Annotated in this window: 29 protein-coding genes; 17 read left to right on the forward strand and 12 right to left on the reverse strand. The window is 66.8% G+C overall.

The window, feature by feature from the left end; genetic code table 11:
• Nucleotides 1–24: 24 nt before the first annotated feature.
• From BTJ49_RS01370 to BTJ49_RS01380, 3 genes are all read right to left on the reverse strand, one after another.
• Nucleotides 25–1761, reverse strand: coding sequence for an endonuclease (locus BTJ49_RS01370; RefSeq protein WP_113063566.1), 1737 nt, complete (start codon nt 1759–1761; stop codon nt 25–27).
• A gap of 182 nt (nt 1762–1943) precedes the next feature.
• Nucleotides 1944–3797, reverse strand: a complete 1854-nt coding sequence (recQ, locus tag BTJ49_RS01375; protein ID WP_113063567.1) for a DNA helicase RecQ — start codon at nt 3795–3797, stop codon at nt 1944–1946.
• Between the two features lie 124 nt (nt 3798–3921).
• On the reverse strand, nt 3922–4260 hold the full coding sequence (locus tag BTJ49_RS01380; protein ID WP_113063990.1) for an MGMT family protein: 339 nt from the start codon (nt 4258–4260) through the stop codon (nt 3922–3924).
• 46 nt (nt 4261–4306) lie between these two features.
• Here BTJ49_RS01380 and BTJ49_RS01385 point away from each other — a divergent pair, with 46 nt between their 5' ends.
• Together BTJ49_RS01385 and BTJ49_RS01390 are read left to right on the forward strand one after the other, a co-directional pair.
• A complete protein-coding gene (locus BTJ49_RS01385; RefSeq protein ID WP_113063991.1) occupies nt 4307–4711 on the forward strand; it encodes a hypothetical protein in 405 nt (134 codons plus the stop codon).
• 84 nt (nt 4712–4795) lie between these two features.
• Nucleotides 4796–5491 carry an SDR family oxidoreductase gene (locus BTJ49_RS01390; RefSeq protein WP_113063568.1) on the forward strand — a complete coding sequence of 232 codons (696 nt, stop codon included), beginning with the start codon at nt 4796–4798 and terminating at the stop codon, nt 5489–5491.
• A 76-nt stretch (nt 5492–5567) separates the two neighbouring features.
• On the opposite strand, the gene BTJ49_RS01395 is transcribed toward BTJ49_RS01390, so the two are convergent.
• Complete coding sequence (locus tag BTJ49_RS01395) at nt 5568–6692, reverse strand: inorganic phosphate transporter (RefSeq protein ID WP_206098348.1); 1125 nt, start codon at nt 6690–6692, stop codon at nt 5568–5570.
• A gap of 10 nt (nt 6693–6702) precedes the next feature.
• A complete protein-coding gene (locus tag BTJ49_RS01400) occupies nt 6703–7332 on the reverse strand; it encodes a pit accessory protein (RefSeq protein ID WP_113063569.1) in 630 nt (209 codons plus the stop codon).
• A 177-nt stretch (nt 7333–7509) separates the two neighbouring features.
• Here BTJ49_RS01400 and BTJ49_RS01405 point away from each other — a divergent pair, with 177 nt between their 5' ends.
• Nucleotides 7510–8838 carry a hemolysin family protein gene (locus tag BTJ49_RS01405; RefSeq protein WP_113063570.1) on the forward strand — a complete coding sequence of 443 codons (1329 nt, stop codon included), beginning with the start codon at nt 7510–7512 and terminating at the stop codon, nt 8836–8838.
• Complete coding sequence (locus BTJ49_RS01410; protein WP_168184627.1) at nt 8835–9434, forward strand: exopolysaccharide biosynthesis protein; 600 nt, start codon at nt 8835–8837, stop codon at nt 9432–9434. The genes BTJ49_RS01405 and BTJ49_RS01410 overlap by 4 nt, the downstream gene beginning before the upstream one ends.
• 13 nt (nt 9435–9447) lie before the next feature.
• Here the strand turns inward: BTJ49_RS01410 and BTJ49_RS01415 are convergent, their stop codons facing one another.
• Nucleotides 9448–10203: an RNA methyltransferase gene (locus BTJ49_RS01415; protein ID WP_113063572.1), complete on the reverse strand. Its 756-nt coding sequence runs from the start codon at nt 10201–10203 to the stop codon at nt 9448–9450.
• A gap of 401 nt (nt 10204–10604) precedes the next feature.
• Here BTJ49_RS01415 and BTJ49_RS01420 point away from each other — a divergent pair, with 401 nt between their 5' ends.
• Nucleotides 10605–11408, forward strand: a complete 804-nt coding sequence (locus BTJ49_RS01420) for an inositol monophosphatase family protein (protein ID WP_113063573.1) — start codon at nt 10605–10607, stop codon at nt 11406–11408.
• A 48-nt stretch (nt 11409–11456) separates the two neighbouring features.
• On the opposite strand, the gene hda is transcribed toward BTJ49_RS01420, so the two are convergent.
• From hda to BTJ49_RS01440, 4 genes are read right to left on the reverse strand one after another with little or no spacing between them, the layout of a single operon-like run.
• The gene (gene hda, locus BTJ49_RS01425) at nt 11457–12167 is read right to left on the reverse strand and encodes a DnaA regulatory inactivator Hda (RefSeq protein WP_240601713.1); all 711 of its coding nucleotides are present in this window, start codon (nt 12165–12167) and stop codon (nt 11457–11459) included.
• Nucleotides 12163–13302, reverse strand: a complete 1140-nt coding sequence (locus BTJ49_RS01430; protein ID WP_113063575.1) for an AI-2E family transporter — start codon at nt 13300–13302, stop codon at nt 12163–12165. Before BTJ49_RS01430 ends, hda begins: the two co-directional genes overlap by 5 nt.
• Nucleotides 13292–13888 (reverse strand): CDP-alcohol phosphatidyltransferase family protein, encoded by a 597-nt coding sequence (locus BTJ49_RS01435; protein WP_113063576.1) that lies wholly within the window; start codon nt 13886–13888, stop codon nt 13292–13294. The genes BTJ49_RS01430 and BTJ49_RS01435 overlap by 11 nt, the downstream gene beginning before the upstream one ends.
• 24 nt (nt 13889–13912) lie before the next feature.
• Nucleotides 13913–14599, reverse strand: coding sequence for a DUF2066 domain-containing protein (locus BTJ49_RS01440; RefSeq protein WP_113063577.1), 687 nt, complete (start codon nt 14597–14599; stop codon nt 13913–13915).
• Nucleotides 14600–14726: 127 nt separating this feature from the next.
• Here BTJ49_RS01440 and purM point away from each other — a divergent pair, with 127 nt between their 5' ends.
• From purM to BTJ49_RS01455, 3 genes are read left to right on the forward strand one after another with little or no spacing between them, the layout of a single operon-like run.
• The gene (gene purM / locus BTJ49_RS01445; RefSeq protein WP_206098349.1) at nt 14727–15812 is read left to right on the forward strand and encodes a phosphoribosylformylglycinamidine cyclo-ligase; all 1086 of its coding nucleotides are present in this window, start codon (nt 14727–14729) and stop codon (nt 15810–15812) included.
• A 25-nt stretch (nt 15813–15837) separates the two neighbouring features.
• Complete coding sequence (purN, locus tag BTJ49_RS01450; RefSeq protein WP_113063579.1) at nt 15838–16506, forward strand: phosphoribosylglycinamide formyltransferase; 669 nt, start codon at nt 15838–15840, stop codon at nt 16504–16506.
• A 35-nt stretch (nt 16507–16541) separates the two neighbouring features.
• A complete protein-coding gene (locus BTJ49_RS01455) occupies nt 16542–17249 on the forward strand; it encodes a DUF6134 family protein (RefSeq protein WP_113063580.1) in 708 nt (235 codons plus the stop codon).
• Nucleotides 17250–17353: 104 nt separating this feature from the next.
• On the opposite strand, the gene murA is transcribed toward BTJ49_RS01455, so the two are convergent.
• Both murA and BTJ49_RS01465 read right to left on the reverse strand, forming a co-directional pair.
• Complete coding sequence (gene murA / locus BTJ49_RS01460; RefSeq protein ID WP_113063581.1) at nt 17354–18613, reverse strand: UDP-N-acetylglucosamine 1-carboxyvinyltransferase; 1260 nt, start codon at nt 18611–18613, stop codon at nt 17354–17356.
• 84 nt (nt 18614–18697) lie between these two features.
• The gene (locus BTJ49_RS01465) at nt 18698–18958 is read right to left on the reverse strand and encodes a BolA/IbaG family iron-sulfur metabolism protein (protein ID WP_113063993.1); all 261 of its coding nucleotides are present in this window, start codon (nt 18956–18958) and stop codon (nt 18698–18700) included.
• Nucleotides 18959–19167: 209 nt separating this feature from the next.
• Between BTJ49_RS01465 and BTJ49_RS01470 the strand changes: the two genes are divergently transcribed.
• The 9 genes from BTJ49_RS01470 to rapZ all read left to right on the forward strand — a co-directional run bounded on the left by BTJ49_RS01470 (nt 19168) and on the right by rapZ (nt 26783).
• Complete coding sequence (locus BTJ49_RS01470; protein WP_113063582.1) at nt 19168–20184, forward strand: KpsF/GutQ family sugar-phosphate isomerase; 1017 nt, start codon at nt 19168–19170, stop codon at nt 20182–20184.
• 77 nt (nt 20185–20261) lie between these two features.
• On the forward strand, nt 20262–20810 hold the full coding sequence (locus BTJ49_RS01475) for an HAD hydrolase family protein (RefSeq protein WP_113063583.1): 549 nt from the start codon (nt 20262–20264) through the stop codon (nt 20808–20810).
• Complete coding sequence (lptC, locus tag BTJ49_RS01480) at nt 20807–21391, forward strand: LPS export ABC transporter periplasmic protein LptC (RefSeq protein ID WP_240601681.1); 585 nt, start codon at nt 20807–20809, stop codon at nt 21389–21391. Before BTJ49_RS01475 ends, lptC begins: the two co-directional genes overlap by 4 nt.
• Nucleotide 21392: 1 nt before the next feature.
• Nucleotides 21393–22010: a lipopolysaccharide transport periplasmic protein LptA gene (lptA, locus tag BTJ49_RS01485; RefSeq protein WP_240601682.1), complete on the forward strand. Its 618-nt coding sequence runs from the start codon at nt 21393–21395 to the stop codon at nt 22008–22010.
• Nucleotides 22011–22017: 7 nt separating this feature from the next.
• Complete coding sequence (lptB, locus tag BTJ49_RS01490; protein ID WP_113063585.1) at nt 22018–22737, forward strand: LPS export ABC transporter ATP-binding protein; 720 nt, start codon at nt 22018–22020, stop codon at nt 22735–22737.
• Nucleotides 22738–22839: 102 nt separating this feature from the next.
• On the forward strand, nt 22840–24291 hold the full coding sequence (locus BTJ49_RS01495; protein WP_113063586.1) for an RNA polymerase factor sigma-54: 1452 nt from the start codon (nt 22840–22842) through the stop codon (nt 24289–24291).
• Nucleotides 24292–24510: 219 nt separating this feature from the next.
• Entirely contained in the window at nt 24511–24831 is a 321-nt protein-coding gene (gene raiA / locus BTJ49_RS01500; RefSeq protein ID WP_113063995.1) for a ribosome-associated translation inhibitor RaiA, read from the forward strand.
• A 114-nt stretch (nt 24832–24945) separates the two neighbouring features.
• Nucleotides 24946–25896, forward strand: coding sequence for an HPr(Ser) kinase/phosphatase (gene hprK, locus BTJ49_RS01505; RefSeq protein ID WP_113063587.1), 951 nt, complete (start codon nt 24946–24948; stop codon nt 25894–25896).
• 8 nt (nt 25897–25904) lie between these two features.
• Nucleotides 25905–26783 carry an RNase adapter RapZ gene (rapZ, locus tag BTJ49_RS01510; protein WP_113063588.1) on the forward strand — a complete coding sequence of 293 codons (879 nt, stop codon included), beginning with the start codon at nt 25905–25907 and terminating at the stop codon, nt 26781–26783.
• The last annotated feature ends 4 nt before the right edge of the window (nt 26784–26787 follow it).

Below are 26787 nucleotides of genomic sequence, written 5' to 3' on the forward strand. Positions count from 1 at the left end.
ATGCCGGCGGCGATCCTGTGCGGGCTATTGCGTGCACTGGTTCTGGAACACGCAGGCGATCCATTCCGGATGATCGACGAACGGATTGCGGTTGCCCTGGTACGACTCGACCGTGTCGTTCTGCAGCCGCTCGTAGTCGGACACCGGGTCCTGCTGCGCCCACTGCAGCAGCACCGACAGCTTGCCCATGTAGGCCTTGCCGGTGGTATTGCCGCCGGTGGTGACGATCTTGGAGGTGTCGTCAGTCAGCACCAGATCCGGTTCGGCGTAGCCGGTATACGGATTGGTACCGCCTTCGAAGCGCACGTCCATGTACAGCAGCGCACGCGCCACATCGCCGCGCTTGCCCATCCAGACTTCCCAGATGATGCCGTCGGTCCAGTTCGAGTTGCCCGGATAGGTCCCGGTGCCGCCGCCGATGCCATCGTTGGCCACCGTCGGATACTCCGTGCACGACGCGCTGCAGGTGCCGTAGGGCTTGTTGCCGCGCGCGCTGTTGTCAGCGATGTTGGCGATCATCAGCATGTGCAGGTCGGTGTAGGCGTAGTTGTCCGAGCCGTCGTCCGGGAAACCGTAGGAATTGGGCCAGGTGTGCTCGCGGTTGTACTCGGTGTTGCCTCCGGTCTCCTTGGGCACGCTCTTGTTGGTGTACAGCTCGATGACGTTGCTGCTGTTCCACGGGTCCTGCTCGGCCGCGGCCATCACATCCCAGGTGTCAGTGGTCGAGGCGGTGTACGGAATCTTGGTGACCTGCTCGATCAGCGTGTGCAGCGAGTTGCGCAGCGCCGTCGGACTGCTGGTGTCGACGTTGGCGTAGTAGCCGCTGCCGCCACCCGAACCGCCTCCGGTCCCGCCGCCGCTGGGCGCCGTCCAGGTCGCCTCCAGCGTGACGTTGCTGTAGCTGTTGTAGCCGTACAGCTTCACGTAATACGTGCCGGCCTGCGTGGTCATGGTGCAGGTTTCGTTGTTGCCGGAGGTGTACGGACGGCAGTCGTAGCTGCTCAGCGTCGGCTCGGAACCGAGCTTCACGTACATGTCGGCATCGCCGGAGCCGCCGGACAGGGTGATGACCAGGTTGCTGGCGCCCGACGGGATGTCGACCGTGTAGGCTTGCGAGAACGCGCCCTGGCTGCCGGAGATGCCGCTGACCGGAACACCGTTCTGCAGACTCGTGCCGCTGCCGCTTCCGCCCGTGCCGCCGCCGGAGGTGACGAAGGTCTCGCCCGGATTGCACTGACCGAAGCTGGACGTGTCCGGCGCCAGCCAGGTGAAGTCGCTGGCATAGGAACCGCTACCGGACAGCTGCAGCGACTGCCCCACCGGCGTGGCACTGCCTTCGCTGACACCGATGTCGGTGCTGGTCACGCCCGAGGCCGGCCCCGAGGTCGCGGTGAACGATCCCTCGTAGCTGAGGAACTGGCGCACGATGCCGCTGCCGTCGATGAGCGCGATGCCGTCGGGCGAGCCGTTCTGGATGCCCGGCGTCGACACCGTGGTCACGCCGTAGCCGCTGCACTGGTCGGACAGCGTGCCCGACAGCGTGTAGGTGGCGTAGCTGGAACCGTTGCTGCCGTTGTACAGCACCACCTGCCAACCGGACAGATTGGTGCCCGCCGGACCGGCGATCTCGACCGCTTCGCCGGTGTCGGTGCCGCTGTTGTCGTAGTGGATTTCGTTGATGAAGGTCTGCGAGTCGGCAAACGCCGGCGCGATCCAGACCAGTGCGGCGATCATCGCCAGCACGCGAACGTATGAACGCATGTTGCTCCCCTCCCTGAATACAAGTCTTTTCAGACTAGCGGGCGAGATGCGTCATGCGTGTGACGGCAAGCGGTCGAAACTGTGACGCGATTCATGCCTGCGCGTACGGATGGGGAATTTCCGCACCGCAGGCCAACGCCGCATGGCGCCGCACGTGCACGGATTCGGCAAAACGCGACGTGTCAGTCCGTCGCGTTCAGCACGTCGAGGAACTGCTCGCCGTAACGCTCCAGCTTGCGCGCGCCGACGCCGCTGATCGCCGCCAGCGCTTCGCGATCGCCGGGGCGCTCGCGCAGCATGGCGTACAGCGTGGCGTCGTGGAAAATCACATAGGCGGGCACGCCCTGCTCCTTTGCCAGTCGCGCGCGCGCATCGCGCAACGCATTCCACATCACTTCCTCATGTGGCGCGATATCCAGACTGCGGCGTTCGCCCGACACGCCCTTGCGGCTGGCGCGGCGCTGCGCACGATCCGGCTCGCGCCGCAGATGCAGCGCGCGCTCGCCGCGCAGCACCGGCTTGGCCTCGGTCGTCAGATGCAGCGTGCCGTAACCCTCGGCATCGGGAGTCAGCAGTCCGTGCGCGACCAGTTGGCGGAACACGCCTCGCCACTGCCGCGCGTCGAGATCGGTGCCGATGCCGTGCACGTTGAGGTGGTCGTGCCCCTGCGCCTGAATCCGTTCGTTGTCCTTGCCCAGCAGCACATCGACCAGATAGCCCACACCATAACGCTGCCCGGTGCGGTAGACGCAGGAGAGCGCCTTCTGCGCCGCTTCGGTGGCGTCCCAGGTCGGCGGCGGGTCGAGGCAGTTATCGCAGTTGCCGCAAGGCTGCTCCAGCGTCTCGCCGAAATAGCCCAGCAGCTGCTGCCGACGGCAGCGCGTGGTCTCGGCGAACGCCAGCAGCGCGTCGAGCTTGGCACGCTCCAGGCGCTTGCGTTCGTCGCTGGCCTCCGAGCGCTGGATGAACTGGGCCAGCGTGACCAGATCGCCGAGCCCGTAGGCCATCCAGGCTTCGGCGGGCAGCCCGTCGCGGCCGGCGCGGCCCGTCTCCTGGTAGTAGCCCTCCAGGCTCTTGGGCAGGTCCAGGTGCGCGACGAAACGCACGTCCGGCTTGTCGATACCCATGCCGAAGGCGATGGTCGCGCACATCACGATGCCGTCCTCGCGCAGAAACCGCTGCTGGTGCGCCGCGCGCGTCTCGGCGTCCAGGCCGGCATGGTACGGCAGCGCGTTCACGCCCTGCCCCTGCAGCCATTCGGCAGTCTCCTCGACCTTGCGCCGGGACAGGCAGTACACGATGCCCGACTCGTCCTCGTGACCGGCCAGGAACGCCTTGAGCTGCGGGCGTGGCTGGTCCTTGTGCACGACGCGATAGCGGATGTTCGGACGATCAAAGCTGGAGACGAACTGCTCGGCGTCCTGCAGCGCCAGACGCTCGACGATCTCGCGCCGCGTCGGCGCATCCGCGGTCGCCGTCAGGGCGACCCGCGGCACGCCGGGGAAGCGTTCGTGCAGCACGGTGAGCTGCCGGTATTCCGGGCGAAAATCGTGGCCCCACTGTGAGACGCAGTGCGCCTCGTCGATGGCGAACAGCGACAGTTCCACGCGCCCCAGAAGCTCCAGGAAACGCCCGGTGAGCAAGCGCTCGGGCGCTACGTACAGCAGCTTCAGACCATCACTGAGAAAACGCCGCTCGACCTCGGCCTGCGCCGCAGCATCGAGACTGGAGTTGAGAAAGGCCGCCTCGACGCCGGCCTGGTTCAACGCTTCGACCTGGTCCTGCATCAACGCGATCAGCGGCGAAACAACGATGGCCGTGCCCGGGCGCAGCAGCGCCGGCAACTGGTAGCACAGCGATTTGCCGCCGCCGGTCGGCATCAGTACCAGCGCATCGCCGCCGTGCGTGACGCGGTCGATGATGGCCTCCTGCTGCCCGCGAAACGCGGTGTAGCCGAACACGCGGCGCAGGGTTTCCAGGGCTTCGATGGACGTCACAGCCGGAACGGAAGCGGCGACGGCGGAAGAGTCGGTCATGAACGCAGGGGCATGGGAGTGGAAGTGGGGACGACGCGTGTCGCCACCCGGCGATGCTAGCAAAGCGCTCCGCCCACACCCAGCGCGCAGATGCTTGCGACGCTGTGCGCACACGCCACGCAGGTCAGTCGGGGATACCCCACAATTCACGATCGAGGTCGTGGTCGAGACCGAATTCCTGCATGCGAATGCGTCCGTTCTGTACGACCACACCCTCGGCGCGCAGTCGCTCGGTCTGTTCGCGAAAGCCCCGGCTGCCCGGCTCGAAGGCGATGCGCCCGTCGGCCCGGAGCACGCGGAACCACGGCAATTTCATGCCTTCCGTGCGGTAGCCGAGTACCTTGCCGACCATGCGCGCGCGGCCCGGCAGACCAGCGCGGGCCGCGATCTGGCCATAGCTGGCCACGCGGCCGGGCGGAATCGCGGCCACGGCCTGCAGGATGCGTCGATATTCTTCCTTCATCGGCGCTACGCTACCATTGCCGACGAACTTCACGGGAATGCACGTCATGCAGCACTTCGAGGCCATCCGCTCGCAACTCGGCAGCCAGTATCCGTTGCGCCACAACGACCCGTACCTGATCAGCTTCGATGTCCGCCTTCCCGACGGCCGTCACCAGGGTATCTACCTGGCCGAGCTCGAGGACGAGCAGGAACGCAAGTACCTGCGCATCTCCACCCCCGTCGGCCCGCTGGTCGGCACCGACGCGCGCCGCTGCCTGCGCTTCAACTGGGCCCAGCGCGTGGGCTATCTCGCGGTCAGCGACCTCGACGGCTCGCCCTACATCCATCTGTGCGAGAACCGTCCCTACGACCTGCTGACCAAAGACGAGCTGGAAGGCCTGATCATCGAGCTTTCGACCCTGGGCGACCAGCTGGAGAAAGCCATTTCCAGCGAAAGCGACGCCTTCTGAGACCGCCCGCCGTACACCGTCGGTTCGAGCCGGCCACGGTCCCTGTGGGATAATCCGCGACCGAATTCGTTCACGGAGCACTTCATGTCCCAGCACACCGCGATCATCACCGGCGCCGGCGGCGCCATCGCCGGCCATGTCGTCGACGCCTTCGCCAAGGCCGGCTGGAAGCTCGGCCTGGTGGCCTACGACGAGGCCGAGAAGACGCGCCTGCAGCGCGACCACGGCGATGCGGTCACGGTGCAGATCGACCTCGTCGACGAAAACCGCGCCAACGAGGGCATGGCCGCGCTGGAGAAGGAGCTGGGCCACGTCGACGCCCTGCTCAACATCGCCGGCGGCTTCGACATGAGCGGCGCCACCGAAACCAGCCACCAGCAGCTCGAAGCGCAGCTGGACATCAACTTCCGCACCGCCTTCAACGCCACCCGCGCCGTGCTACCGGGCATGCTGAAGAAGGGCTCTGGCTTCATCCTTGGCGTGGGCGCGGACGCCGCGCTCGACGGCGGCGCCTCGAAGGGTCCGTACGCGGCGGCCAAAGCCGCGCTGATCGCATGGCTGAAGTCGGTGCACGCGGAAGTCGCGCCGCAGGGCGTCAACGTCGCCGTGATGTACCCGATGGGCGCCGTGGACACCGCCGGCAACCGCGGCGCGATGCCGGATGTCGACCCATCCTCCTGGATCGATCCGCGCGAACTGGCGGCGACGGCCCTGCATCTGGCCTCGCGCAGCCCGCGCGGCCGCATCCTCGAAGCGAAGGTCTACCCTCCGGTCGCCTGAAGCCGGACACCCGCGACGTGCGAATCGGCGAGCCGGCCAAGGTCGGCTCGCCCGACGTTCCCGGCCTCACCCGCGATCAGAACAGCCATGTCGCAGCCTGGAACAGGGCGTAGGCAAGCAGCGCCGTGATCGGCAAGGTCAGGATCCACGCCCACACCATGCGCTCGACCACGGTCCAACGGATCGCGTTGAAGCGCTTGGCCGCGCCCACGCCCATGATCGCCGCCGACACGTTGTGCGTGGTCGACACCGGGATGCCGAAGATCGAGGCGATGATGATCACCACGGCCGCGCTGCTCTCGGCGGCAAAGCCGTTGATCGGGTGCAGCTTGACCATGTTGTGACCCAGCGTCTTGATGATGCGCCAGCCGCCGCCGGCCGTGCCCGCCGCCATGGTCAACGCGCACACGGCCGCGACCCACGCCGGCACCGGAAAGCCGCCGTTGGCGTCTTCCGGGATCTGCAGGAAGTGCAGCCAGTGCGGCAGTTGATCGAGACTGCCGGCCGCCGTCGCGCCGGCCAGCGCCAGAGCGATGATGCCCATCGACTTCTGCGCGTCGTTCAGTCCATGCGACACGCCCATCGCCGCGGCCGAGACGATCTGCGCCTTGCCGAAGAAAGCGTTCACGAACGGCGTGCGTCCGTAGCGATGCAGGCGACCCTTGCGATTGTTGAACCACGAGAACAGCGCGTACAACAGCCCCATCACGGTGATACCCAGCACGAAGCCCATGATCGGCGACACCGCCATCGGCACGATGACCTTGGGAATCACGCCATGTCCCTGCCACCAGTGCGCGCCACCGCGGAACCAGATCACCGCATCGAACTTTCCGCTCGACGCCGCGATGGCCGCGCCGACCAGACCGCCGACCAGACCGTGACTGGAGCTGGACGGCAGCCCCCACCACCAGGTGACAAGGTTCCAGATCACCGCGCCCAGCAGCGCGCAGATCAGGAATTCCGGCCCCACCGACACCACGCCCGAATCGACCAGGCCCGAGGCGATAGTCTTGGCCACCGCCGTGCCCCACAGCGCACCAACCAGGTTGGTGACGGCGGCCAGAATCACCGCCTGAGCGGGCGTGAGCACCTTCGTCGCGACCACGGTGGCGATGGAGTTGGCGGTGTCGTGGAAGCCGTTGATGTAGGTGAAGGCGAGCGCGATCACCATCGTCACGATGAGCATGTCCAGGCTCATGGCGGCGACCTCAGGAGTTCTTCAGCACGATGGAATACGTCACGTTGCCGACGTCGCGGCACTTGTCGATGGCGCGCTCCAGCAGTTCGTACAGATCCTTGGCCAGCACCATGCGCACCGGATCGGTGCTGTTGACGTACATCTCGCGGTACGGCTCCAGCAGCAGGCGATCGGCCTCCGATTCCAGCGCCTGCAAGCGATCCTGAAGACGACGCATGGCGTCGACGCGCATGCCCTTGCGCAGCTGCCCGATCATCTCGCGGACCACGTCGGACGCGCGCACCAACAGCTCGGTGCGCTGGGTGAAGTCGATGCCGTGCAGGCGGTCGCTGATCATCGCGTAGCGCTCGGCGAACTTTTCCACCGTTTTCGGAATCTTGTACAGCGCGGCGTTCAGCGCCTCGATGTCCTCGCGGTCGAGCGCGGTGACGAAGGTGTTCACCAGTTCCTCGCTGATCTGCTGCGCCAGGTCCTTCTCGCGCTTGCGTGCGACCGAGAACGCAGCGATGTCGGGGCTACCGCCACCGGGGCTGACCAGCTTGTGTACGGCGCGCGCGCTCTCGCGCGCGGCGTCCGCGCTCTGCTCCAGAAGCCCGTAGAACTTGTCGCCCTTGCCGAAGATGGTTTGCAGTGAGAACACGGTGGAACCGCTCCTGTCGAAGTGGAGGCGTGCCCGACAGGCACGCGAATCGGACCATTGTAACCCTACTGTCACATTTCTCCGCGTCGCTGAACGGGGGTCCGAACGGCACTGCGTACGCTGGGCAAACCCGGTTACACTGCCAGCGGACTCCACCGAGACGCACACCGAGCGCACATGCTGACCGAACTGGGACTGATCCTGCTGTTGTCGATTCTCAACGGCTTCTTCGCCCTGTCCGAAATGGCCATTGTGGCTTCGCGAAAGAGCCGCCTGAAGCAGATGGCCCGGCACAGCGCCCGCGCGCGGGTGGCGCTGCAGTTGGCCGAGCATCCGGACCGTTTCCTGTCGACGGTACAGGTCGGCATCACGCTGGTCATGCTGATCACCGGTGCCGTCACAGGCGCGGCACTGGGAGTGCGCTTCAGCGCACTGGTGCAATCGTTGGGATTCCCGTGGCTGACTCCATACGCCACCGCGGTCGGCTGGCTCATCGGTTTCATCATCGTCACCACCGTGCAGATCATCATCGGCGAGCTGGTGCCCAAGCGCATCGCGCTGGTCGCGCCGGAACGTCTGTCCTCGGTCATCGCGCTGCCGATGTTGGTGCTGTCGCGCCTGTGCGCGCCGTTCGTGTGGGTGCTCAACGGCGGCAGCACGCTGCTGCTGAAGCTGTTCCGCCTGAACAAGGCGCGCCGCTCGGCAGTGAGCGAAGAGGAAATCCGTCTGCTGGTCGCCGAAGGCGCCGAACAGGGCATCCTCGACCCCGATGAACACAACATGGTCAACCGCGTACTGCGCCTGGGCGACCGCCCGGTCGACAGCGTGATGACCCCGCGCACGCGCATCGCCTGGCTCGACGCGGCCGCCTCGCGCGAGGAGAACCTGCAGGAACTGCAGGCGCACTCGTTCTCGCGCTTTCCGGTCTACCGCGGCGACGAAAGCGAGGTGCTCGGCGTGGTCGAGGTCAAGCGCATGCTGGACGGCATGCTGCGCGGCGAAACCGATCTGTTCCGCGACCTGGTCAAGCCGCTGTACATCCCGGAGACGGCGCGCGCGCTGGATCTGCTGGAATCGTTCCGCGACGCCGACACACAGATGGCGCTGGTGGTCGACGAATACGGCGACATCGAGGGACTGGTCACACTCAACGACGTGCTCTCGGCCGTGGTCGGCCAGAGCCAGCCGGGCGAAGGCAGCGAGCAATCACCGATCATGCGCCATGCAGACGGCAGCTGGCTGATCGAAGGCAGCCTGGCTACCGAGGACTTGCGCGAGCTGCTGCGCCTGGACCACCTGCCCAACGAAGACGAGCACGACTTCAACACCGTCGCCGGCATGGTCATGACCGCCTTCGCGCGCATTCCGCAGGTAGGCGACGCCTTCAGCTGGCGCGGCTGGCGCTTCGAGGTCGCTCGCGTGGACGGCGCCCGCATCGACCGCGTGCGGGTGGTGGCCGTACCCGGCAAGGGTCATACCGCCACCACCCAGGCCGAACACGCGTGAATCCCGGCGAACGGCGCACCACGCGCATTCTCGCCGAGACCTTGGCGGCCCACGAGGACACGTTCATCACGCTCGACACCCTGCTCGCGCCCCTGCGCGCACGCGCTTTCGGCTGCGTGCTGCTGTTGCTGGCAATCCCCAATTTCATTCCCGCTCCGCTCGGCATCGGCGGCATCATGGGATCGATGATCATCGTGCTCGGCCTGCAGATGATGATCGGCATGGAGCAGCCGTGGATGCCAAAACGGCTGCGTGAGCGCCCGCTTCGCTGCACGTCCGTGCACAAGTTCCTGGATCGCACCCTGCCGATCCTGCAGCGTCTGGAACGCATGTGCCGACCGCGGCTGGAGCTCCTCACGCAGCGGCCCGTGAGCATCGTGACCGGCGTGTTCCTGACCCTGCTCGGCATCCTGCTCGCGCTGCCGATCCCGTTCACCAACTACTTCTTCGGCCTCATCATGCTGGCCTACGCCATCGCCCTGATCGAGCGCGACGGCGCGCTGCTGGTCGGACTGTGGGTGCTGTCGGTGGCGATCCTGGTGCTGTCGGTAGTGTTCAGCAGCGTGGTGCTCGACGCCATGGCCAAGATGTTCTGAGACCGGTGCCGGCTCAGCTCTCGCCTTGCGCGCGCCGCTGCACGCGCTGTGCCTCGGCCAGGATGCCGTGCAGAATGCGCAGTTCGCGCTGATCCGGCTCGGCGCGCAGGAACAGTTTGCGCAGACGCAGTTCGATGGTGCGCGGCGAACGTCCCTTGTGGAAATCGATGTCGTGCAGCGTCTGCGACAGATGCGTGAAGAACTGCTCCATCTGCGCCAGATCGGCCGGCGGATCCTTCGCCTCGGGCAGGTCCGGCGCCGTGCCCTGCAGGCTGGCCAGTCGCATCTCGTAGGCCACGACCTGCACCGCCTGTGCCAGGTTCAGCGAGCTGTAGTCCTCGACACTGGGAATGCGCACCATGGCGTGGCAGTGCGCCAGTTCCTCATTGGCCAGACCGCTCTGTTCGTTGCCGAACACCAGCGCCACCTCGCGCCCTTCGAGCGCAGCCTTCCACGCCTGTTCCGCGGCCTGTCCCGGCGTAAGTTCCGGCAGTGTCACGCCGCGCCGGCGCGCGCTGAGACCGAATGCCAGGCTGCAACCGCTCAGCGCCGTCGGCAGGTCGTCGTGCACGCGAGCGGCCTCCAGCACGCCGGGCGCACCGGCCGCCAGCGCATCGGCTTCGGGATCGGGGTAGCGATGCGGTGTGACCAGGTCGAGACGATCGAAACCCATGGTGCGGATCGCGCGCGCGGCACTGCCGATGTTACCGGGATGCGAGGTGCGCACCAGCACATAGCGGACACGTGCGAGGGCCTGGGAATCGATCATGGCGACACCGGAATCAGTCGACGGACAAACGGCAGAGTGTACAGGGATGCGCCTGCCGGTTCCCTGCAGGCCGCATGCCGCATGGACACCGACACCGAGACCGGACAGCCCGCTGAGCAGGCAGGCAGGCCGTCAGGCGGCCACACCGCATGCGGCAACGCATTCTTTTAACAAGAAATTTCATCGATCCGCCTGCACACCGGCTCCTGCGTGATACGGGCATTCCAGCGGGCGACGAACAGGACCGCATCTTCGCGTACTCCAGATCGCAGAGCGGGATGGCCAGGACCGGCCGGAAGTGGCGCATGCACACGAGGGATTGGGCGCAACCCCTTGGCTCTGCTAAGCTTGCGCGCCTTCGCGCCCGTATCGCGACCCCGTTCTTTACAGCCCAGACGACCATGCCCAGACCCGCAGTCAATGTGGCGGCCCGCGCCGCACGTGCAGCAGGAAACGTAATCCTGCGCTACATGAACCGCCTCGACAGCGTAAACGTGGTCGAGAAACAGCGCATGGACTTCGTGTCCGACGTCGACCGCGCCGCCGAGGCCGAGATCGTCCGCGAGCTGAAGCGTGCCTACCCGCGTCATGCCTTCCTCGGAGAAGAGTCCGGCCAAATCGGTCGGGGCAATCTGGTCTGGGTCATCGACCCGCTGGACGGCACCCACAACTACCTGCGCGGCATCCCGCACTTCTCCGTATCCATCGCCATGCTGGACAAGGGCGAGCCGGTCTACGGCGTGATCTACGACCCGCTGCGCGACGAGCTGTTCACCGCCAGCAAGGGCGACGGCGCCTACCTCAATGACCGCCGCATCCGCGTCGGCAAGCGCGAGTCGCTGGACGGCGCCATGCTGGCCACGGGTTTTCCATACCGCCAGCGCGCGCATCTCGATGCGCAGCTGGACATGACCCGGCAGCTGCTGACCCAGGCCGAGGACCTCCGCCGCACGGGTTCGGCCGCACTCGATCTGGCCTACACCGCAGCCGGCCGTTTCGACGGTTATTTCGAGATCGGACTGAAGCCATGGGACATGGCCGCGGGCTGTCTGCTGGTGCGCGAAGCCGGCGGCAGCTTCACCGATTTCGCCGGCCGTGACGGCTTGCCCGAAAGCGGCAACCTGATCGCCGGCAACCATCACCTGGTGAGGGCGATGGTCGAGATCGCCGGCAACACGCTGACGCCGAAACTGCTGCGCGGTTGATCCGCTGTCACCGCTCCCGCGTCACGGCACCGTGGCGCGAGCCGACAGCTAGGCCGCGGAATCGCGATTCTTCAGCAATTGCCGCACGAACGGCACGGTGACGCGCCGCTTGGCCGCCAACGAGGCGCGGTCGATGTCCTCGAGCAATTCGCCGAGCGCACCCAAGTCGCGGGCGTGATGCACGAACAGCCAGTCCAGCACCGCGTCATCGAGTTCGATACCGCGCGCCTGCGCGCGCGTGCGCAGCACGTCGCGGCGTTCCGCCTCGCTCAGCGGTCGCAGCATGGCCAGCGTGCACATGCCCAGCCGCGAGCGCAGATCGGGCAGCGTCAATGGCAGTTGCGAAGGTGGCTCGTTGCCCGCGAACAGCAGCGTCGCGCCTTCTGCGCGGCACCGGTTGTAGAGGTCGAACAGCGCATGCTCGGCCTCGCGCTGCCCCGCCAGTGCATCGACATCGTCCAGCGCCAGCAAATCGCAGCCGCCGCTGCCGCGAATGGCGCGTTCGGCCGGACCACGCAACGCGCGCAACGGCAGGTATTGCACCCGTTTGCCCGCCTCGCTAGCCGCCTGACAGGCCGCTGCCAGCAGATGCGTCTTGCCGCTGCCCGCCGGGCCGGCGAGGTAGATCCAGGGTGCCTCGCCGCCCTCGACCGCGCGCTGCACGGCGGCGACGGCGGCGGCGTTCTCGCCGGCATGGAAATGTTCGAAGCGCTGACGGCGTGGCCAGCGCAGGGCGAGCGGAAGCTGATTCACGTCAATCGTCCGAATCGGGTGCGTCAGGGACGGACGATGCCTGCGATACGCCCCCTTCGTCCAGCGCCGGCGGCGGTTCGTGTCCGTGGCCATACAGGTCGCTGACCTGATAACGCTCGTAGCCGTAGCGCAGCAGCACCATGATGATGGCCGCCGCGGGCAACGCCAGCAGCACGCCGAGAAAACCGAACAGATGGCCGCCCGCCAGCACGGCAAAGATCACCGCAACCGGATGCAGACCGATCTTGTTGCCGACCAGACGGGGCACCAGCACATAGCCTTCCAGCACCTGGCCGATGCCGAACACCACCAGCACCAGTGCGATGTGCATCCAGTCGCCGTACTGCACCAGCGCCGCGATCAGACTGGCGCCCAGACCGATGATGAAGCCGAGGTACGGAACGAAGCTGAGCAGCCCCGCGATCATGCCGATCAACGGTCCCACCGACAGCCCCATCAGGGTGAGGCCGGTACCGTAGATCACGCCCAGCGCCAGCATCACCAGCATCTGACCGCGCACGAAGGCGCCCAGCACTTGATCGGATTCTCTCGCCAGGCGACGAATCACCGGGGCCTGACGGCGCGGCAGCATGCGCTCGATGCGCTCGATCAGCACGTCCCAGTCGCGCAGCAGATAGAACGTCACCACCGGAATCAGAATCAAGTTCGCGAGACCGGCGATGAGGCCGAATCCAGAGCGCGAGACCTGGCCCAGCACTGCCGCTGCCACACCGCTGACCGAGCCGATGTGCTCCTTCAGTGTGTCGACCAGCTTCTGGCTGTCGAACGAACTCGCGCCCAGATGCAGATGCACCTGCAGCCAGGGCATGGCCACGCCACGCACCCACTCCACATAGCGCGGAATGTTGTCGATCAGGTTGCGGATCTGATGCTGCAACAGCGGCACCAGCAGCAGCAGCGCACCAGCCACCACCAGGATCATGCAGGCGAACACCAGACTGACCGCCACCGTGCGGCTCAACTTCCAGCGTTCGAGCCGGTCGGCGATGGGGTCGCCCAGATAGGCAAAGCCCGCAGCCACGGCGAACGGCATCAGCACCGGCGCCAGCAGCCATAGCACGGCGAACAGAACGAGAATGATGGCCAGCCCCTGCCAGCGGCGTGCAACGTCAGGCGTCATGCGGCGTCTCCTTCGAATGGCGTCGTCCTGCCCGTCCCTCGCGCCGGGCGCGAACCGCCCAGCGCAGCACATAATCCAGACCACTGGCCACGGTCAGCAACGCGACCAGCCATTGCATCGGCTGCAGATGCAGACTCGGCAGGGCGCTGCTGCGCAGCAGGACCAGCAATACATAGACAATCTGCAACATGGTGCAGAATTTGGCGATACGGCTGGGCTGCGCCGTGAACGGCCCGATCAGCAGTCGATAACCCAACGCGCCGCCGAGAATGACCAGGTCGCGGCCCAGCACCAGCAGCGCCAGCCACCAGGGCAGTTTCGCCATCAGCGCCAGGACGAGGTAGCTGGTCATCAGCAGCAGCTTGTCGGCGGCCGGGTCCAGGAATGCGCCCAGACGGCTGCGCCATCCGAAATGCCGCGCCATCCATCCATCGAGCGCGTCGGACAGACCGGCGACGAGCGCCAGCCACAGCGCGCTGCCGTAACGATGTTCCAGCATCAGCCACGCCACCGGCACGACCAGGGCAATGCGCAACAACGAGATCAGGTTGGGCAGGTGCCGCCAGATCGTCGTGGTGGAATTCATCGCCGGCCCATGCCTCCGTCGTCCTCACCGCAGCCAGCGCAGGCTGACGTCGGCGCCGGGGTGATCGACGGCATCGCGCTGCAGGTGGCCGCTGGCCTGCAGCGACGGCAGCACGGTGGAGATCGCGCTGCGCGCGTGCAGTCGAAGCATCACGCCGTCACCGTCCGCACCGATCGGTTCGACCGAAGCCACCTGCGGATTCGCGCGCAGCACGGACAGCAACTGCGGAAGATCCAGTCCGGACTGCATCGGTGCGACCCAGAGCGTGGCGTCCTGACGACTCATGGCGGATGCACCGGGCATCGCGGCCGAGGCCGCGGACGTGGGCGCGACCGCGGAGGCATTCTGCGCCGCGAGCTGCTTCTGCAAGCTTCCGGCCAATTCCTGCACGGCAGCGGGATCGAACTGCACCTGCAGCAGGAACGGACGCGAAGCGCCCGCGGCGGCCCGCAGATAGCGATAGTTCTGCACCAGGCTCGATGCGGTGCCCAGCGCATCGGTGTAACCCGATGCACCAGTGATCGACGCGCCGGCCGTGCGCGTGAGCACATCGCCCAGCGCCACGGCGAACGCGTGGTCGCGTTGCGCATCGGACGTGTCGCTGACCGGAACTGTGACGCCGTAACCGGCATTCTGCGCATGCGCACGCGGCGGGACGACGACGGCGCAGACCAACGCCAGGGCAAGAATCAACAAGGAACGGATACGCATCGAGGCACTCGCAGAGCGGAAAATCACGGCCGCCTTCGTGGCGACTCTTCCCGAAAGTCTGCCCAATTGAGGCTGCAACGTCTATCATGGGCGCTCTGAGACCCGCGTCGGCACGACCTGCCACGCGATGATTCCCGACCCCGCGACCGGATACGAACGCATGTCCGCCGAAAACGACGCCCTCACCTATCGCGCCGCCGGCGTGGACATCGACGCCGGCAACGCGCTGGTCGAACGCATCAAGCCGATGGTCAAACGCACCATGCGCCCGGAAGTGATGGGCGGCCTGGGCGGTTTCGGCGCGCTGTTCGACATGGCCGGCCGCTACCGCGAGCCGGTGCTGGTCTCGGGCACCGACGGCGTGGGCACCAAGCTGAAGCTGGCGCAGCAGCTGAACCGTCATGACACCATCGGCATCGATCTGGTCGGCATGTGTGTCAACGACATCCTGGTGCAGGGCGCCGAGCCGCTGTTCTTCCTCGACTATTTCGCCACCGGCAAGCTGGACGTGGACGTGGCCGCCGCCGTGGTCAGCGGCATCGCGCGCGGCTGCGAACTGTCCGGCTGCGCGCTGATCGGCGGCGAGACCGCGGAAATGCCGGACATGTACCCGCCCGGCGAATACGATCTGGCCGGCTTCTCGGTCGGCGCGGTAGAGAAGTCCGAACTGCTCGACGGCAGCGCGATCCGCAAGGACGATGTCATCGTCGGCGTCGCCTCGTCCGGACCGCACTCGAACGGCTATTCGCTGATCCGGCACATTCTCGAGCGCGCAGGCGTCACGCCCGACAGCGACAAGCTGGGCATGGACCTGGACGGCACCCCGCTGGTCGACGCGCTGATGGCGCCGACCACGCTGTACGTCAAGCCGATGCTGGCCCTGCGCAAGCAGATCGCGGTGCACGGCATGGCGCACATCACCGGCGGCGGCCTGCTGGAGAACATCATCCGCGTGGTGCCGGACGGACTGGGCATCGAGCTGGACAGCAGCACGTGGACCCTGCCCGCCGTGTTCGACTGGCTGCAGCGCGAAGGCAACATTGCGCGCGAGGAAATGTGGCGCACCTTCAACTGCGGCATCGGCTTCACGCTGATCCTCGCCGCGGACCAGGCCGACACCGCCATCGACGCGCTGCGCGCCCACGAACTCTCCGCACAGGTCATCGGCCGCGTGACCGACGCATCGGACGATGCGCGCGTGCACATCGCCTGATGCGGCAGCGACTGCGCATCCCCGCATGACCGAACGTTCGACCTTGCCCGTCGCCGTGCTGGCGTCCGGCCGCGGCAGCAACCTGCAGGCATTGATCCGCGCCCGCGACGCAGGACTGCCCATCGATCTGCGCCTGGTCGCCAGCGACCGCGCCGAGGCCCCCGCCCTGCGCCATGCGGAAGCGGCTGGCATCGCCACGCTCGCCTTGGACCCGGCCGGCTACGCCACGCGTCGCGACTACGACCTGGAACTGTTCCGCCGCGTCGCCGAAAGCGGCGCGAAGCTGCTGGTGCTGGCCGGTTTCATGCGCATCCTCGACGCAGACGCCGTGAATCCATGGCGTGGCCGCATGATCAACGTGCACCCCTCGCTACTTCCCAAATACCGCGGTCTGCACACGCACCGCCGCGCACTGGAAGCCGGCGACGCCGAGCATGGCGCGAGCGTGCATTTCGTCAGTCCCGAGCTGGACGGTGGCCCGGTCATCGCCCAGGCCCGCATCGACGTGCGCCCCGACGACACCGAAACCACACTGGCCGAACGCCTGCTGCCGCTCGAGCATCGTCTTCTGCCCGCCGCCGTGGCCCTGATCGCCAGCGGCCGCCTGCATCTGGGCGAACGGGGCATCGTGTTCGACGACGTCCCGTTGACGAGCCCCCTGCGGCTCGAGGATGCCTGCCTGAAACCGGCGTGAGCCGCGATTCAGGATCGTGCGCTCACACTGATCGCATGCATACGCCGAATATTCTTCGTTCCCTGCTCGCCACCGCACTACTGTGCTTCGCGGGTTCCGTCCTGGCCGCCGGCACGCCCGCGCCGTTCACCGCGACCTACCAGGTTCTGCGCAACGGCTCGCCGATCGGCGAATCGACGCTGCGCCTGACCCGCGACGGCAGCGACTGGACCTACGTCTCGCACATGCGCGGTACGTCCGGTCTGGCCAGCCTTCTCGGCGCCAGCGTCGACGAGACCTCGCGCTTCCGCTGGCATGACGGCAAGCCCGAGGCGCTCAGCTACGACTACCGCATGGAGGCCGCCATCAAGAGCCGTCAGCGCCGCGTGCAGGTGGATTGGGTGAAAGACACCGTGCAGGTCACCGACGGCGGCAAGCGCTTCGACTACGCCGCCAAGCCGGGATTGGTCGAACGCCACAGCATGCCGCTGGCGCTGGGCTACGCGCTGGCCGACGGCGCAAGGCACGTCGCGCTGCCGGTCGCCGTGAAGGATCGCGTCGAGATCCAGCGCTACGCGATCACCGGCAAGAGCGAGGTGAACGTGCCCGCCGGCCGCTTCGACGCCGTGCGCGTGGACCGCACCGACGACAGCAAGAACTTCTCCGCCTGGTACGTACCCAAGCGCTACCCGGTGCCGGTGAAGCTGGCGCAGCGCGCCGGCGGTCACCTGACCCTGCTGCTGAAGAGTTTCCGCCGCGACTGAAGATTCACGGGCTCGGTCGGCGACGACCATCGTCGCCGACTTACCGCCCGTCCGGGCAGGAGCGTCGCGCAACGGCCGCGAAGGCCGCGCAAACGAAGACGAGATCAGTTGGGCAGACGGCGGATCTTCGCGCCCAGCGTGCCCAGCTTCTCCTCGATATTCTCGTAACCGCGGTCGATGTGGTAGACGCGATCGACCGTGGTGTCGCCACCGGCGACCAATCCGGCCAGCACCAGGCACGCCGAGGCGCGCAAGTCGGTCGCCATGATCGGCGCGCCGCTCATCTGCGTGACGCCCTTGACGATCGCGGTGTTGCCTTCCAGGCGGATGTCGGCGCCCAGACGCTGCAACTCGTGCACGTGCATGAAGCGGTTCTCGAACACCGTCTCGGTGATGACACCGACGCCCTCGGCCACGCAGTTGAGCGCGGTGAATTGCGCCTGCATGTCGGTCGGGAACGCCGGATACGGTGCGGTGCTGACGTCGACCGCACGCGGACGGTTGCCGCGCATGTCCAGTTCGATCCAGTCATCGCCGACGTTCATGTGCGCGCCGGTCTGCTCCAGCTTCGCCAGCACCGAATCCAGCGTCGCCGGGCGCGCGTTGCGGGTGCGCACCTTGCCGCCGGTGATGGCGCCGGCGATGAGGAAGGTACCGGTCTCGATGCGGTCCGGCAGCACGTCGTAATGGCAGCCGTGCAGGCGCTCGACGCCGTGGATGACCAAGTTGGCGCTGCCCGCGCCCTCGATCTGCGCGCCCATGGCATTGAGGCAGTTGGCGAGGTCGACGACCTCCGGTTCCTGCGCGGCGTTCTCGATGACGGTGGTGCCCTCGGCGAGGGTCGCCGCCATCATGATGTTCTCGGTACCGGTGACGGTAACCATGTCCATGACGATGCGCGCGCCCTTGAGGCGCTTGGCGCGGGCCTTGATGTAGCCGTTCTCGACCACGACGTCGGCGCCCAGCGCCTGCAGGCCGCGGATGTGCTGATCGACCGGTCGCGAGCCGATCTGGCAGCCACCCGGCAGCGAGACCTCGGCTTGGCCGTAGCGCGCCACCAGCGGCCCCAGCACCAGGATCGACGCGCGCATGGTCTTGACCAGATCGTACGGCGCGAAGAAGCGGTCAATGGTGCGCGGGTCGACCTCGATGGTCATGCGGTCGTCCAGCACCAGCGACACGCCCATGCGGCCGAGCAGCTCCATGGTCGTGGTGACGTCGTGCAGGTGCGGCACGTTGCCGATGGTGACCGGCTCGTCGGCCAGCAGGCACGAAGCGAGAATGGGCAGTACGGCGTTCTTGGCGCCGGAGATCTGGATTTCGCCGGAAAGCGGATCGCCGCCGGAAATGACGATTTTGGCCATGGTTCTATGTGTTCCTCGTGGGGCGGCGTGCGCCGCGCCGGCAAGCGCGGGTCCGCCGGACCGGTTGCGGGCGCGCCCGAACCGTCATGAATCTCCGGCGACGTCGAGACCGCGCTCGCGCGCTTCCTCGGGCGTCCAGGTATTCAGACTCAATGCGTGGATCTCCCCGCCCATGCGTTCGCCGAGCGTCGCATACACCAGGCGATGACGCGCCAGCGGCAGCTTGCCCGCGAAGGCGGCGCACACCACGTCGGCCTCGAAATGCACGCCGTCGTCGCCGCGCACGTCGGCGCGCGCGTCTTCGAGGCCGCTCTCGATCAGGTTCTTGATGCTGACTGGATCCATCATGGATAAAGGGTTCTTCGATACGGTGATGCACGGGCCGGCAGACGAAACGGCTGCTGAATGCGCAACGGCGCACATGCCCGTCAAGAAAAGGTAAAATGCAATCATGGCATGGTAATGGAAAACCTGCGGCACAGGAACGACAGAAACCACGCCCGTCGGCCCCGGTTCAGGGCCACATTCGCGCGCTGTCCCGTCCGGAGAGACCAATGAGTACCGAAACCGCCCCGGCCACACTGAGCCCGGCGCCCGTCACGGCCGACAGTCTGGCCCGCAGCGCCCGCACCGTCATCGCCACCGAAGCCGCCGCGATCCGTTCGCTGGAACCGCGCATCGACGGCGATTTCAGCGCCGCCTGTCGCACCATTCTGGCCTGTGAGGGCCGCGTGGTGGTCACCGGCATGGGCAAATCCGGCCACATCGCGCGCAAGATCGCCGCCACCCTGGCCTCGACCGGCACGCCCGCCTTCTTCGTGCATCCGGGCGAAGCCAGCCACGGCGACCTGGGCATGATCATGCCGCAGGACGTGGTGCTGGCGCTGTCCAACTCCGGCGAGACCGACGAAGTGCTGTTCATCCTGCCGGTCATCAAGCGCCAGGGCATCCCGCTGATCGCCATGACCGGCAATCCGAAGTCGTCCCTCGCCCAGCAGGCGGACGCGCATCTGGACGTCAGCGTGCCCGCCGAGGCCTGCCCGCTGGGCCTGGCGCCGACCGCCAGCACCACCGCAGCGCTGGTCATGGGCGACGCCCTTTCGGTCGCACTGCTGGAAGCGCGCGGCTTCACGGCCGACGATTTCGCCCGCTCGCACCCTGCCGGCAGCCTCGGCCGCCGTCTGCTGCTGCACATCGCCGACATCATGCATCGCGACGACGGTATCCCGCGCATCTCGCCGCGAGCCAGCCTGACCGAGGCGCTGATGGAGATGACCCGCAAGCGCCTGGGCATGACGGCCGTAGTCGACGACGATCAGCGCCTGCTCGGCGTGTTCACCGACGGCGATCTGCGCCGCGCCCTGGACGACCACAACGTCGACCTGCGCGCCGCGAGCGTCGAAAGCCTGATGACCCGCGGCCCGAAGACCGTGACGCCGGACAAGCTGGCGGTCGAGGCCGCGCAGCTGATGGAAAAGCACCAGATTCACGCCCTGCTGGTGGTCGATGCCGACAACGTCGTCGTCGGCGCGCTCAACATCCACGACCTGCTGCGCGCGCGCGTGGTCTGAATCCGCCTTCCGCAAGGCGTCCACGGCGGCGGCTCTGGTAGCATGCCGCCTGTCGTTTTCACTGCCGATCCGATCCGATGCCCTTCGATTTCCTGACCGATGTTCCCGATGCGGTGCGCGAGCGCGCGGCACGCGTGCGGCTGGTCGCCTTCGATGTCGACGGCACCCTGACCGACGGCCGCCTGTGGTACGGCGCGGATGGACGCGAGACCAAGTTGTTCCATGCCCACGACGGTCTCGGCCTCAAGCGCCTGCACGCCCACGGCATCGAGGTGGCCTTCATCACCGCGCGCATCAGTCACGCACTGGCCGAACGCGCCAACGATCTCGGCATCGCCCACCTCTATCAGGGCCAGAGCAACAAGCGCGAGAGCCTCGACGAGCTGCTCGATGCGCTGTCGCTGAAACCCGAGCAGGCCGCCTTCGTCGGCGACGACCTGCCCGACCTGGCGCCGATGCGCGTAGTCGGTCTGGCCGTGGCCGTGGCCAACGCGCACGCCTGGGTCGCCGAACAGGCACACTGGCAGACACGCCTGCGCGGCGGCGAGGGCGCGGCCCGCGAAGTCTGCGACATGATCCTCGCCGCGCAGGGCAAGTCCGCCGCCGAATACGAGCGCTGGTCGTGAGCACGCGCCGCCTGATCGCGAGCATGGTCGCGCTGGCGCTGGCGATCGGCGTGGTGCAACTCCTGGTGTGGTGGCTGCAGCCGACGCGCAACAACCGCATGGACGCCGGTCCTCCGCGCTCGGGCTACACCCTGCACGACTTCACCCTGTACGGCTACGGCGACAACGGCAAGCTGAGTTATCGTCTGCAGGCTCCGCGGCTGGAACGCCGCGAAGGCGACGACTCGCTGTACCTGAACCAGCCGAAATTCCTGCTGCCGCCGAAGCGCGCGCCGGGCGAACCCTGGACCGGCCACTCCGACTACGGCTGGGTCAGCGCCAAGGGCGACGAACTGAAGCTGCAGGGCGCGGTCAAGATGCGGCGCAAGGCCTATGCCGGTACGGCCGCCGCCAGCATCGACACCAGCGATGTCACCGCCTGGCCCAAGAAGAACAAGGTGCAGACCGACGAGCATGTCGTCATGCACCAGGGAACCGCTACGATGACGGGAATCGGCATGCGCGCCGATCTCGATACCAAGCATATGGAGCTTCTGAATGACTTCCATGGCACCTTCAAGCCCAGCACCTCGAAGCGCTGACGTGCGCCGCGTCTGGCGTCCCGCGCTGCTCGCCCTGCTGGGCGTGCTGCTGTGCGCTACGGCGAACGCCAAGCAGAGCGACCGCTCCAAGCCGGTCAACGTCGACGCCAAGTCGGCCGATGCCACCGCGCAGCCCAACGGCGTCAGCCACATCAAGGGCGATGTCGTGATCACGCAGGGCACGCTGAAGGCGACCGGCAACCTGGCCACCATCCACTTCGATGGCCAGTCGCAGGTCAAGCGCGTGGTGCTGACCGGCCACGCGCACATCCAGCAGCTGGACGACCACGACAATCTGATGACCGGCAACGCCGACAGCATCGACTACAACGTGCCCGGCGGCGTCGCGATCCTTACCGGCAGCGCACACGTCAAGCAGGCCGGCCGCGGCAGCGCCAGCGGCGACCGGCTGGTCTACGACACCAAGACCAGCACCATGACTGCGCACAGCGACGGCGACAACCGCGTGCACCTGGTCTTCCAGGCCAAGCAGAAGCCCGCCAAGAGCGCGCCGCCGAAGCCCTCGGCGCCCGCGACTTCAGCCAGCGCGGCAACGCCGCCTGCCGCCTCCTCCACGCCCGCGCCGGCTGCCGCCGCCAGCGCCGCAGCAGGGAACTGATCGCCGCATGCTTACTGCGCAAGGCCTGCAGAAACGCTTCCGTCAGCGCCAGGTGGTCCGCGACTTCGGCTTCTCCATCCGCGAGGGCGAAGTCGTCGGCCTGCTCGGCCCCAACGGCGCGGGCAAGACCACCTGTTTCTACATGGTGGTCGGCCTGATTCCCGCCGATGCCGGCAGCATCCGCCTGGACAAGACCGACATCACCGGGCAGCCCATGCACGAACGTGCGCGCATGGGTATCGGCTACCTGCCGCAGGAGCCGTCGGTGTTCCGACGCCTGAGTGTGGCCGACAACATCATGGCTGTGCTGGAACTGCGCGACGATCTCGACGCACGCGAACGCGGCAAGGAACTGGATTCCCTGCTGGACGAGCTGAAAATCAGCCACATCGCCACGCAGAAAGGCATCAGCCTGTCCGGCGGCGAACGCCGGCGTGTGGAGATCGCCCGCGCACTGGCCGGCCGTCCGCGCTTCATGCTGCTGGACGAACCCTTCGCTGGCGTCGACCCGATCTCCGTCGGCGAGATCCAGCGCATCGTGCGCCACCTCAAGGACCGCGGCATCGGCGTGCTGATCACCGATCACAACGTGCGTGAAACGCTGGGCATCTGCGACCGGGCCTACATCCTCAACGAAGGCGAAGTGCTGGCTCGGGGCAACCCGGCGCACATCCTCGCCGACCCGAAGGTCCGCGAGGTCTACCTGGGCCACGAGTTCAAGCTCTGACGCCACAGCGAGACCGCCTTCACCGATTGCATGCGTAGGCGCTGGTTCGGGCCGACGCATAGGGTTAGGATGAACCTGACACCCCAGCACTTGCATTAACGGATGAAACCTGGGCTTCAGCTTCGCCTCAACCAGCAGCTCGCGCTGACGCCGCAATTGCAGCAGGCCATCCGCCTGTTGCAGCTGTCGCAACTCGAGCTCGAAACCGAGCTGCGCCAGATCACCGAAACCAACCCCCTGCTGGAGTTCACCGACGACAGCGAGGAGCCGACGCTCGACGTCGACGGCAACCCTTCCGAACCCGCTGCGGACGCCGAGCCACCGGCCGAGAACGCGACCGAGACCAAGACCGACGACTGGGAGAGCGACCCCTCCCGCGAAGCCGAATCCTACGGCCCCAGCGGCGGCGGAACCGTCAACGGCAGCGGCGGTGGCGAGGAGGACGACTTCGAACCGCAGAACGCCGCGCCCGAGGGCCTGCGCGAACACCTCGTCTGGCAGCTCAACCTCGAATCGCTGTCACCGCGCGAGCAAGCCATCGCCCTGGCCATCATCGACGCACTGGACGACGACGGCTATTTGCACGAAGGTCTGGCGTCGGTGCTCGCCGCCCTGCCGCCGCAGCACGGTGTGGACGAAGCCGAAATCGATGCCGTGCGGCGACGCCTGCAGCGTCTCGATCCGACCGGCGTCGCCAGCCTCGATTTGCGCGACTGCCTTCTGGCCCAGTTGCAGCAGCTGGAACCGGATACACCGCAACTGGCGCTCGCCTGCGGCATCGTCGAGATCGGCCTGGACCTGCTGGCCAAGAACGACCTGCCGCGCCTGGCCAGCAAACTGAAGTCACCCATCGAGGACATCGCCGACGCCAGCGCGCTGATTCGCAGCCTCGACCCGCGGCCGGGCGCGCGCCTCGACCCCACACCGACCGAATACGTCACGCCCGACGCCTATGCATGGCGCGACGGCACGCGCTGGCGCGTCAGCCTCAGTCCCGACTCGCAGCCGCGATTGGGCCTCAACCAGCATTACTGCAGCCTCATCAAGCAGGCCTCGCGCGAGGACGCGGCGTACCTGCGCGGGCGCATGCAGGAAGCGCGCTGGCTGCTGAAGAGTCTGCAGTCGCGCGCCGAAACCATCCTCAAGGTCGCCGAGGCCATCGTGCGACGGCAGAGCGCCTTCCTCGACTACGGCCCGGAAGCCATGCGCCCGCTGGTGCTGCGCGAAGTCGCCGAGCAAGTCGGCATGCACGAATCGACCATCTCGCGCGTGACCACGCGCAAGTACCTGCACACCCCGCGCGGCACCTTCGAATTCAAGTATTTCTTTTCCTCCGGCGTCTCCACCGACACCGGCGGCAGCGCATCGGCCACGGCGATCCAGGCCATGCTGCGCAAGCTGGTTGACGAAGAGGACACCAGCCGACCGCTGTCGGACAAGGCGTTGGCCGAACATCTCAACGAACGCGGCATCCAGGTGGCACGCCGCACCGTCGCCAAGTACCGCGAGCAATTGCGCATTCCCAGCTCGAATGAACGTCAGCGTATCGGCTGAGAAACTTGAGGGAACCCTTTCACGCCCCCAACGTCAGAATCAAGGAGGTATGGAAAACAGGCACCACACACCAGGCAACCCGATCGCGCCCAGGCTCCGACCACGAACTGCGCGACTGGCATGAAGCATGGGTTGCCCTCGCGAGGGATTGCCCGACACCGGACTTCCGGCGTCATGCCGCCATGCGGCAAATCCAATCATTCCTTTCAGGAGGCGACCATGCACGTTCAACTCAGCGGCCACCAGATCGACGTCACCCCGGCATTGCGCGATCACCTGCAATCCAAGCTGGACCGCCTCACGCGACATTTCGACAACATCACCTCGCTCAACGTGGTCCTGAGCGTGGAGAAACTGGAGCAACGCGCCGAGGGCACCGTCAACGCGGCCGGCGCCACCGTGCATGCCGAAGCCTGCGACAGCGACATGTACGCCTCCATCGACGTGCTCATCGACAAGCTGGTCGCACAGTTGCGCAAGCACAAGGAAAAGCTGACCGATCATCACCGCGCCGAAGTGCGCCAGATGCGCGCCGGCTGACGCCGCCGCACCGCCGGGCCGGTCCATCCTCGACCGGCCCGGCGCGCAATGAACGGGCGACGCACTTCCCGCAAACTGGCACAATGACCGCCATGCCCCGCATGAGTGGCCCACGTGGAACAGCTGACCGCCCGACAACTCTTCGATGACGTGGAAGACCGCATGGCGCTGCGCTGGGTCGCCGGCCTGCGCGGCGAATCGCGCGTCGTCAAGATCGACCGCTCGCAGTCGCGCCGGCCGTCGCTGGTCGGTTATCTCAACATCATCTATCCCAACAAGGTGCAGATCATCGGCACCGAAGAGCTGCGCTATCTCGACAGCCTCGACTCGCGCCAGCGCTGGAAGACCATCCAGAAGATCATCGCCAACGCGCCCATCGCGCTGATCATCAGCAAGGAACAGAGCGTCCCTTCGGACCTGCGCGATGCGGCCGAGGAATCGGACACGCCGCTGTGGCTGAGCAGCAAGCGTGGCCACGAATTGCTGACCTGGCTGCAGTACCACTTGGCGCGCAGCCTGGCGCGCTCGATCACGCTGCACGGCGTGTTCATGGAGGTCTACTCCATCGGTGTGCTGATCACCGGCGAACCCGGCTCGGGCAAGAGCGAACTGGCGCTGGAGCTGGTCACGCGCGGCCACCGGCTGGTCGCCGACGACGCCACCGAATTCACCCTGATCGCACCCGACGTGATCGACGGCACCTGCCCGTCGCTGATCCGCGACCTGCTGGAAGTGCGCGGTCTGGGCGTGCTCAACGTGCGCGAGATGTTCGGCCACACCGCAGTCAAGGCGTCCAAGTACCTGCGCCTCATCATCCACCTGAAACCGATGCGCGAAGGCGAGGAGGCCGACGCCATGACGCGCATCACCGGCGACGTCAGCCATCAGGACGTGATGGACGTGAAGGTGCCCAAGCTGACCATTCCCGTCGCGCCCGGCCGCAACCTCTCGGTGCTGGTCGAGGCCGCCGTGCGCAGCCACATGCTCAAGAGCCAGGGCATCGACCCGGCACAGACCTTCATGGACCGTCAGGCCCACCAACTCCGCCACATGCCCCCCTGGTAATACCGACGATGAACGCACCCGGCCCCCATCAGGAAGACGTCCACCTCGTCGTGCTCACCGGCATGTCCGGCGGCGGCAAGACCATCGCCCTGCGCGCGATGGAGGATCTGAACTTCTATTGCGTCGACAACCTGCCCGCCCCGCTGCTGACGCAACTGGTCAAGGCGGTCGACAGCAACGCGCGCGAAACCAACGCACGCATCGCCGTCGGCATCGACGTGCGCAGCGAGGATCTGGCCAGCATGCCCGGCATGCTGTCCGAGCTGGCGGCCGAGGGCGTGGTCGTGCATCTGGTCTTCGTCGACAGCCGGGACGAGGTGCTGCTGAAACGCTTCTCTGAAACCCGCCGCCGCCATCCGCTGTCCACCGGCGGCATGTCGCTGGCTGACGCCATCGCCCGCGAGCGCAAGCTGCTGCGTCCGCTGATGTCGATCGCCGAGCATGTCATCGACACCAGCGACCTCAACGTGCACCAGTTGCGGCGCATGATCGCCACCGAGTTCGCCGCCGCCGCCGAAGGCATGACGCTGCTGTTCGAGTCCTTCGCCTTCAAGCACGGCCTGCCACTGGACGCCGATTTCGTGTTCGACGCGCGCTGCCTGCCGAACCCGCACTGGAATCGCACGCTGCGCCCGCTGTCCGGCAAGGACGCACCGGTACGCGAGTTCCTCGAGACCCAGCCCATGGTTGGCGAGTACCTCGACGACATCATGCGCTTCCTGGACACCTGGCTGCCGCGCTTCAAGCACGCCGACCGCAGCTACGTGACCGTCTCCATCGGCTGCACCGGCGGCCGTCATCGTTCGGTGTATCTGGCCGAACGCCTCAGCGAGCACTTCCACGCCGGACGTGACGAAGTGCTCACCTTCCACCGCGAGCTGGACTGAACCG

It is taken from the genome of Oleiagrimonas sp. MCCC 1A03011, assembly GCF_003267965.1.
GTDB classification, from domain to species: domain Bacteria; phylum Pseudomonadota; class Gammaproteobacteria; order Xanthomonadales; family Rhodanobacteraceae; genus Oleiagrimonas; species Oleiagrimonas citrea.

What these genes read in the sequence shown, in the direction of transcription:
- purM (WP_206098349.1), top strand. Translation starts at nt 14,727, where the DNA reads ATGATTCCCGACCCCGCGACCGGATACGAACGCATGTCCGCCGAAAAC.
- murA (WP_113063581.1), bottom strand. Translation starts at nt 18,613, where the DNA reads ATGGCCAAAATCGTCATTTCCGGCGGCGATCCGCTTTCCGGCGAAATC.
- BTJ49_RS01395 (WP_206098348.1), bottom strand. Translation starts at nt 6,692, where the DNA reads ATGAGCCTGGACATGCTCATCGTGACGATGGTGATCGCGCTCGCCTTC.
- BTJ49_RS01470 (WP_113063582.1), top strand. Translation starts at nt 19,168, where the DNA reads ATGAGTACCGAAACCGCCCCGGCCACACTGAGCCCGGCGCCCGTCACG.
- recQ (WP_113063567.1), bottom strand. Translation starts at nt 3,797, where the DNA reads ATGACCGACTCTTCCGCCGTCGCCGCTTCCGTTCCGGCTGTGACGTCC.
- BTJ49_RS01405 (WP_113063570.1), top strand. Translation starts at nt 7,510, where the DNA reads ATGCTGACCGAACTGGGACTGATCCTGCTGTTGTCGATTCTCAACGGC.
- purN (WP_113063579.1), top strand. Translation starts at nt 15,838, where the DNA reads ATGACCGAACGTTCGACCTTGCCCGTCGCCGTGCTGGCGTCCGGCCGC.
- BTJ49_RS01435 (WP_113063576.1), bottom strand. Translation starts at nt 13,888, where the DNA reads ATGAATTCCACCACGACGATCTGGCGGCACCTGCCCAACCTGATCTCG.
- BTJ49_RS01455 (WP_113063580.1), top strand. Translation starts at nt 16,542, where the DNA reads ATGCATACGCCGAATATTCTTCGTTCCCTGCTCGCCACCGCACTACTG.
- BTJ49_RS01380 (WP_113063990.1), bottom strand. Translation starts at nt 4,260, where the DNA reads ATGAAGGAAGAATATCGACGCATCCTGCAGGCCGTGGCCGCGATTCCG.
- BTJ49_RS01370 (WP_113063566.1), bottom strand. Translation starts at nt 1,761, where the DNA reads ATGCGTTCATACGTTCGCGTGCTGGCGATGATCGCCGCACTGGTCTGG.
- rapZ (WP_113063588.1), top strand. Translation starts at nt 25,905, where the DNA reads ATGAACGCACCCGGCCCCCATCAGGAAGACGTCCACCTCGTCGTGCTC.
- BTJ49_RS01465 (WP_113063993.1), bottom strand. Translation starts at nt 18,958, where the DNA reads ATGGATCCAGTCAGCATCAAGAACCTGATCGAGAGCGGCCTCGAAGAC.
- raiA (WP_113063995.1), top strand. Translation starts at nt 24,511, where the DNA reads ATGCACGTTCAACTCAGCGGCCACCAGATCGACGTCACCCCGGCATTG.
- BTJ49_RS01420 (WP_113063573.1), top strand. Translation starts at nt 10,605, where the DNA reads ATGCCCAGACCCGCAGTCAATGTGGCGGCCCGCGCCGCACGTGCAGCA.
- BTJ49_RS01390 (WP_113063568.1), top strand. Translation starts at nt 4,796, where the DNA reads ATGTCCCAGCACACCGCGATCATCACCGGCGCCGGCGGCGCCATCGCC.
- BTJ49_RS01475 (WP_113063583.1), top strand. Translation starts at nt 20,262, where the DNA reads ATGCCCTTCGATTTCCTGACCGATGTTCCCGATGCGGTGCGCGAGCGC.
- BTJ49_RS01430 (WP_113063575.1), bottom strand. Translation starts at nt 13,302, where the DNA reads ATGACGCCTGACGTTGCACGCCGCTGGCAGGGGCTGGCCATCATTCTC.
- lptB (WP_113063585.1), top strand. Translation starts at nt 22,018, where the DNA reads ATGCTTACTGCGCAAGGCCTGCAGAAACGCTTCCGTCAGCGCCAGGTG.
- BTJ49_RS01385 (WP_113063991.1), top strand. Translation starts at nt 4,307, where the DNA reads ATGCAGCACTTCGAGGCCATCCGCTCGCAACTCGGCAGCCAGTATCCG.
- BTJ49_RS01415 (WP_113063572.1), bottom strand. Translation starts at nt 10,203, where the DNA reads ATGATCGATTCCCAGGCCCTCGCACGTGTCCGCTATGTGCTGGTGCGC.
- BTJ49_RS01440 (WP_113063577.1), bottom strand. Translation starts at nt 14,599, where the DNA reads ATGCGTATCCGTTCCTTGTTGATTCTTGCCCTGGCGTTGGTCTGCGCC.
- BTJ49_RS01495 (WP_113063586.1), top strand. Translation starts at nt 22,840, where the DNA reads ATGAAACCTGGGCTTCAGCTTCGCCTCAACCAGCAGCTCGCGCTGACG.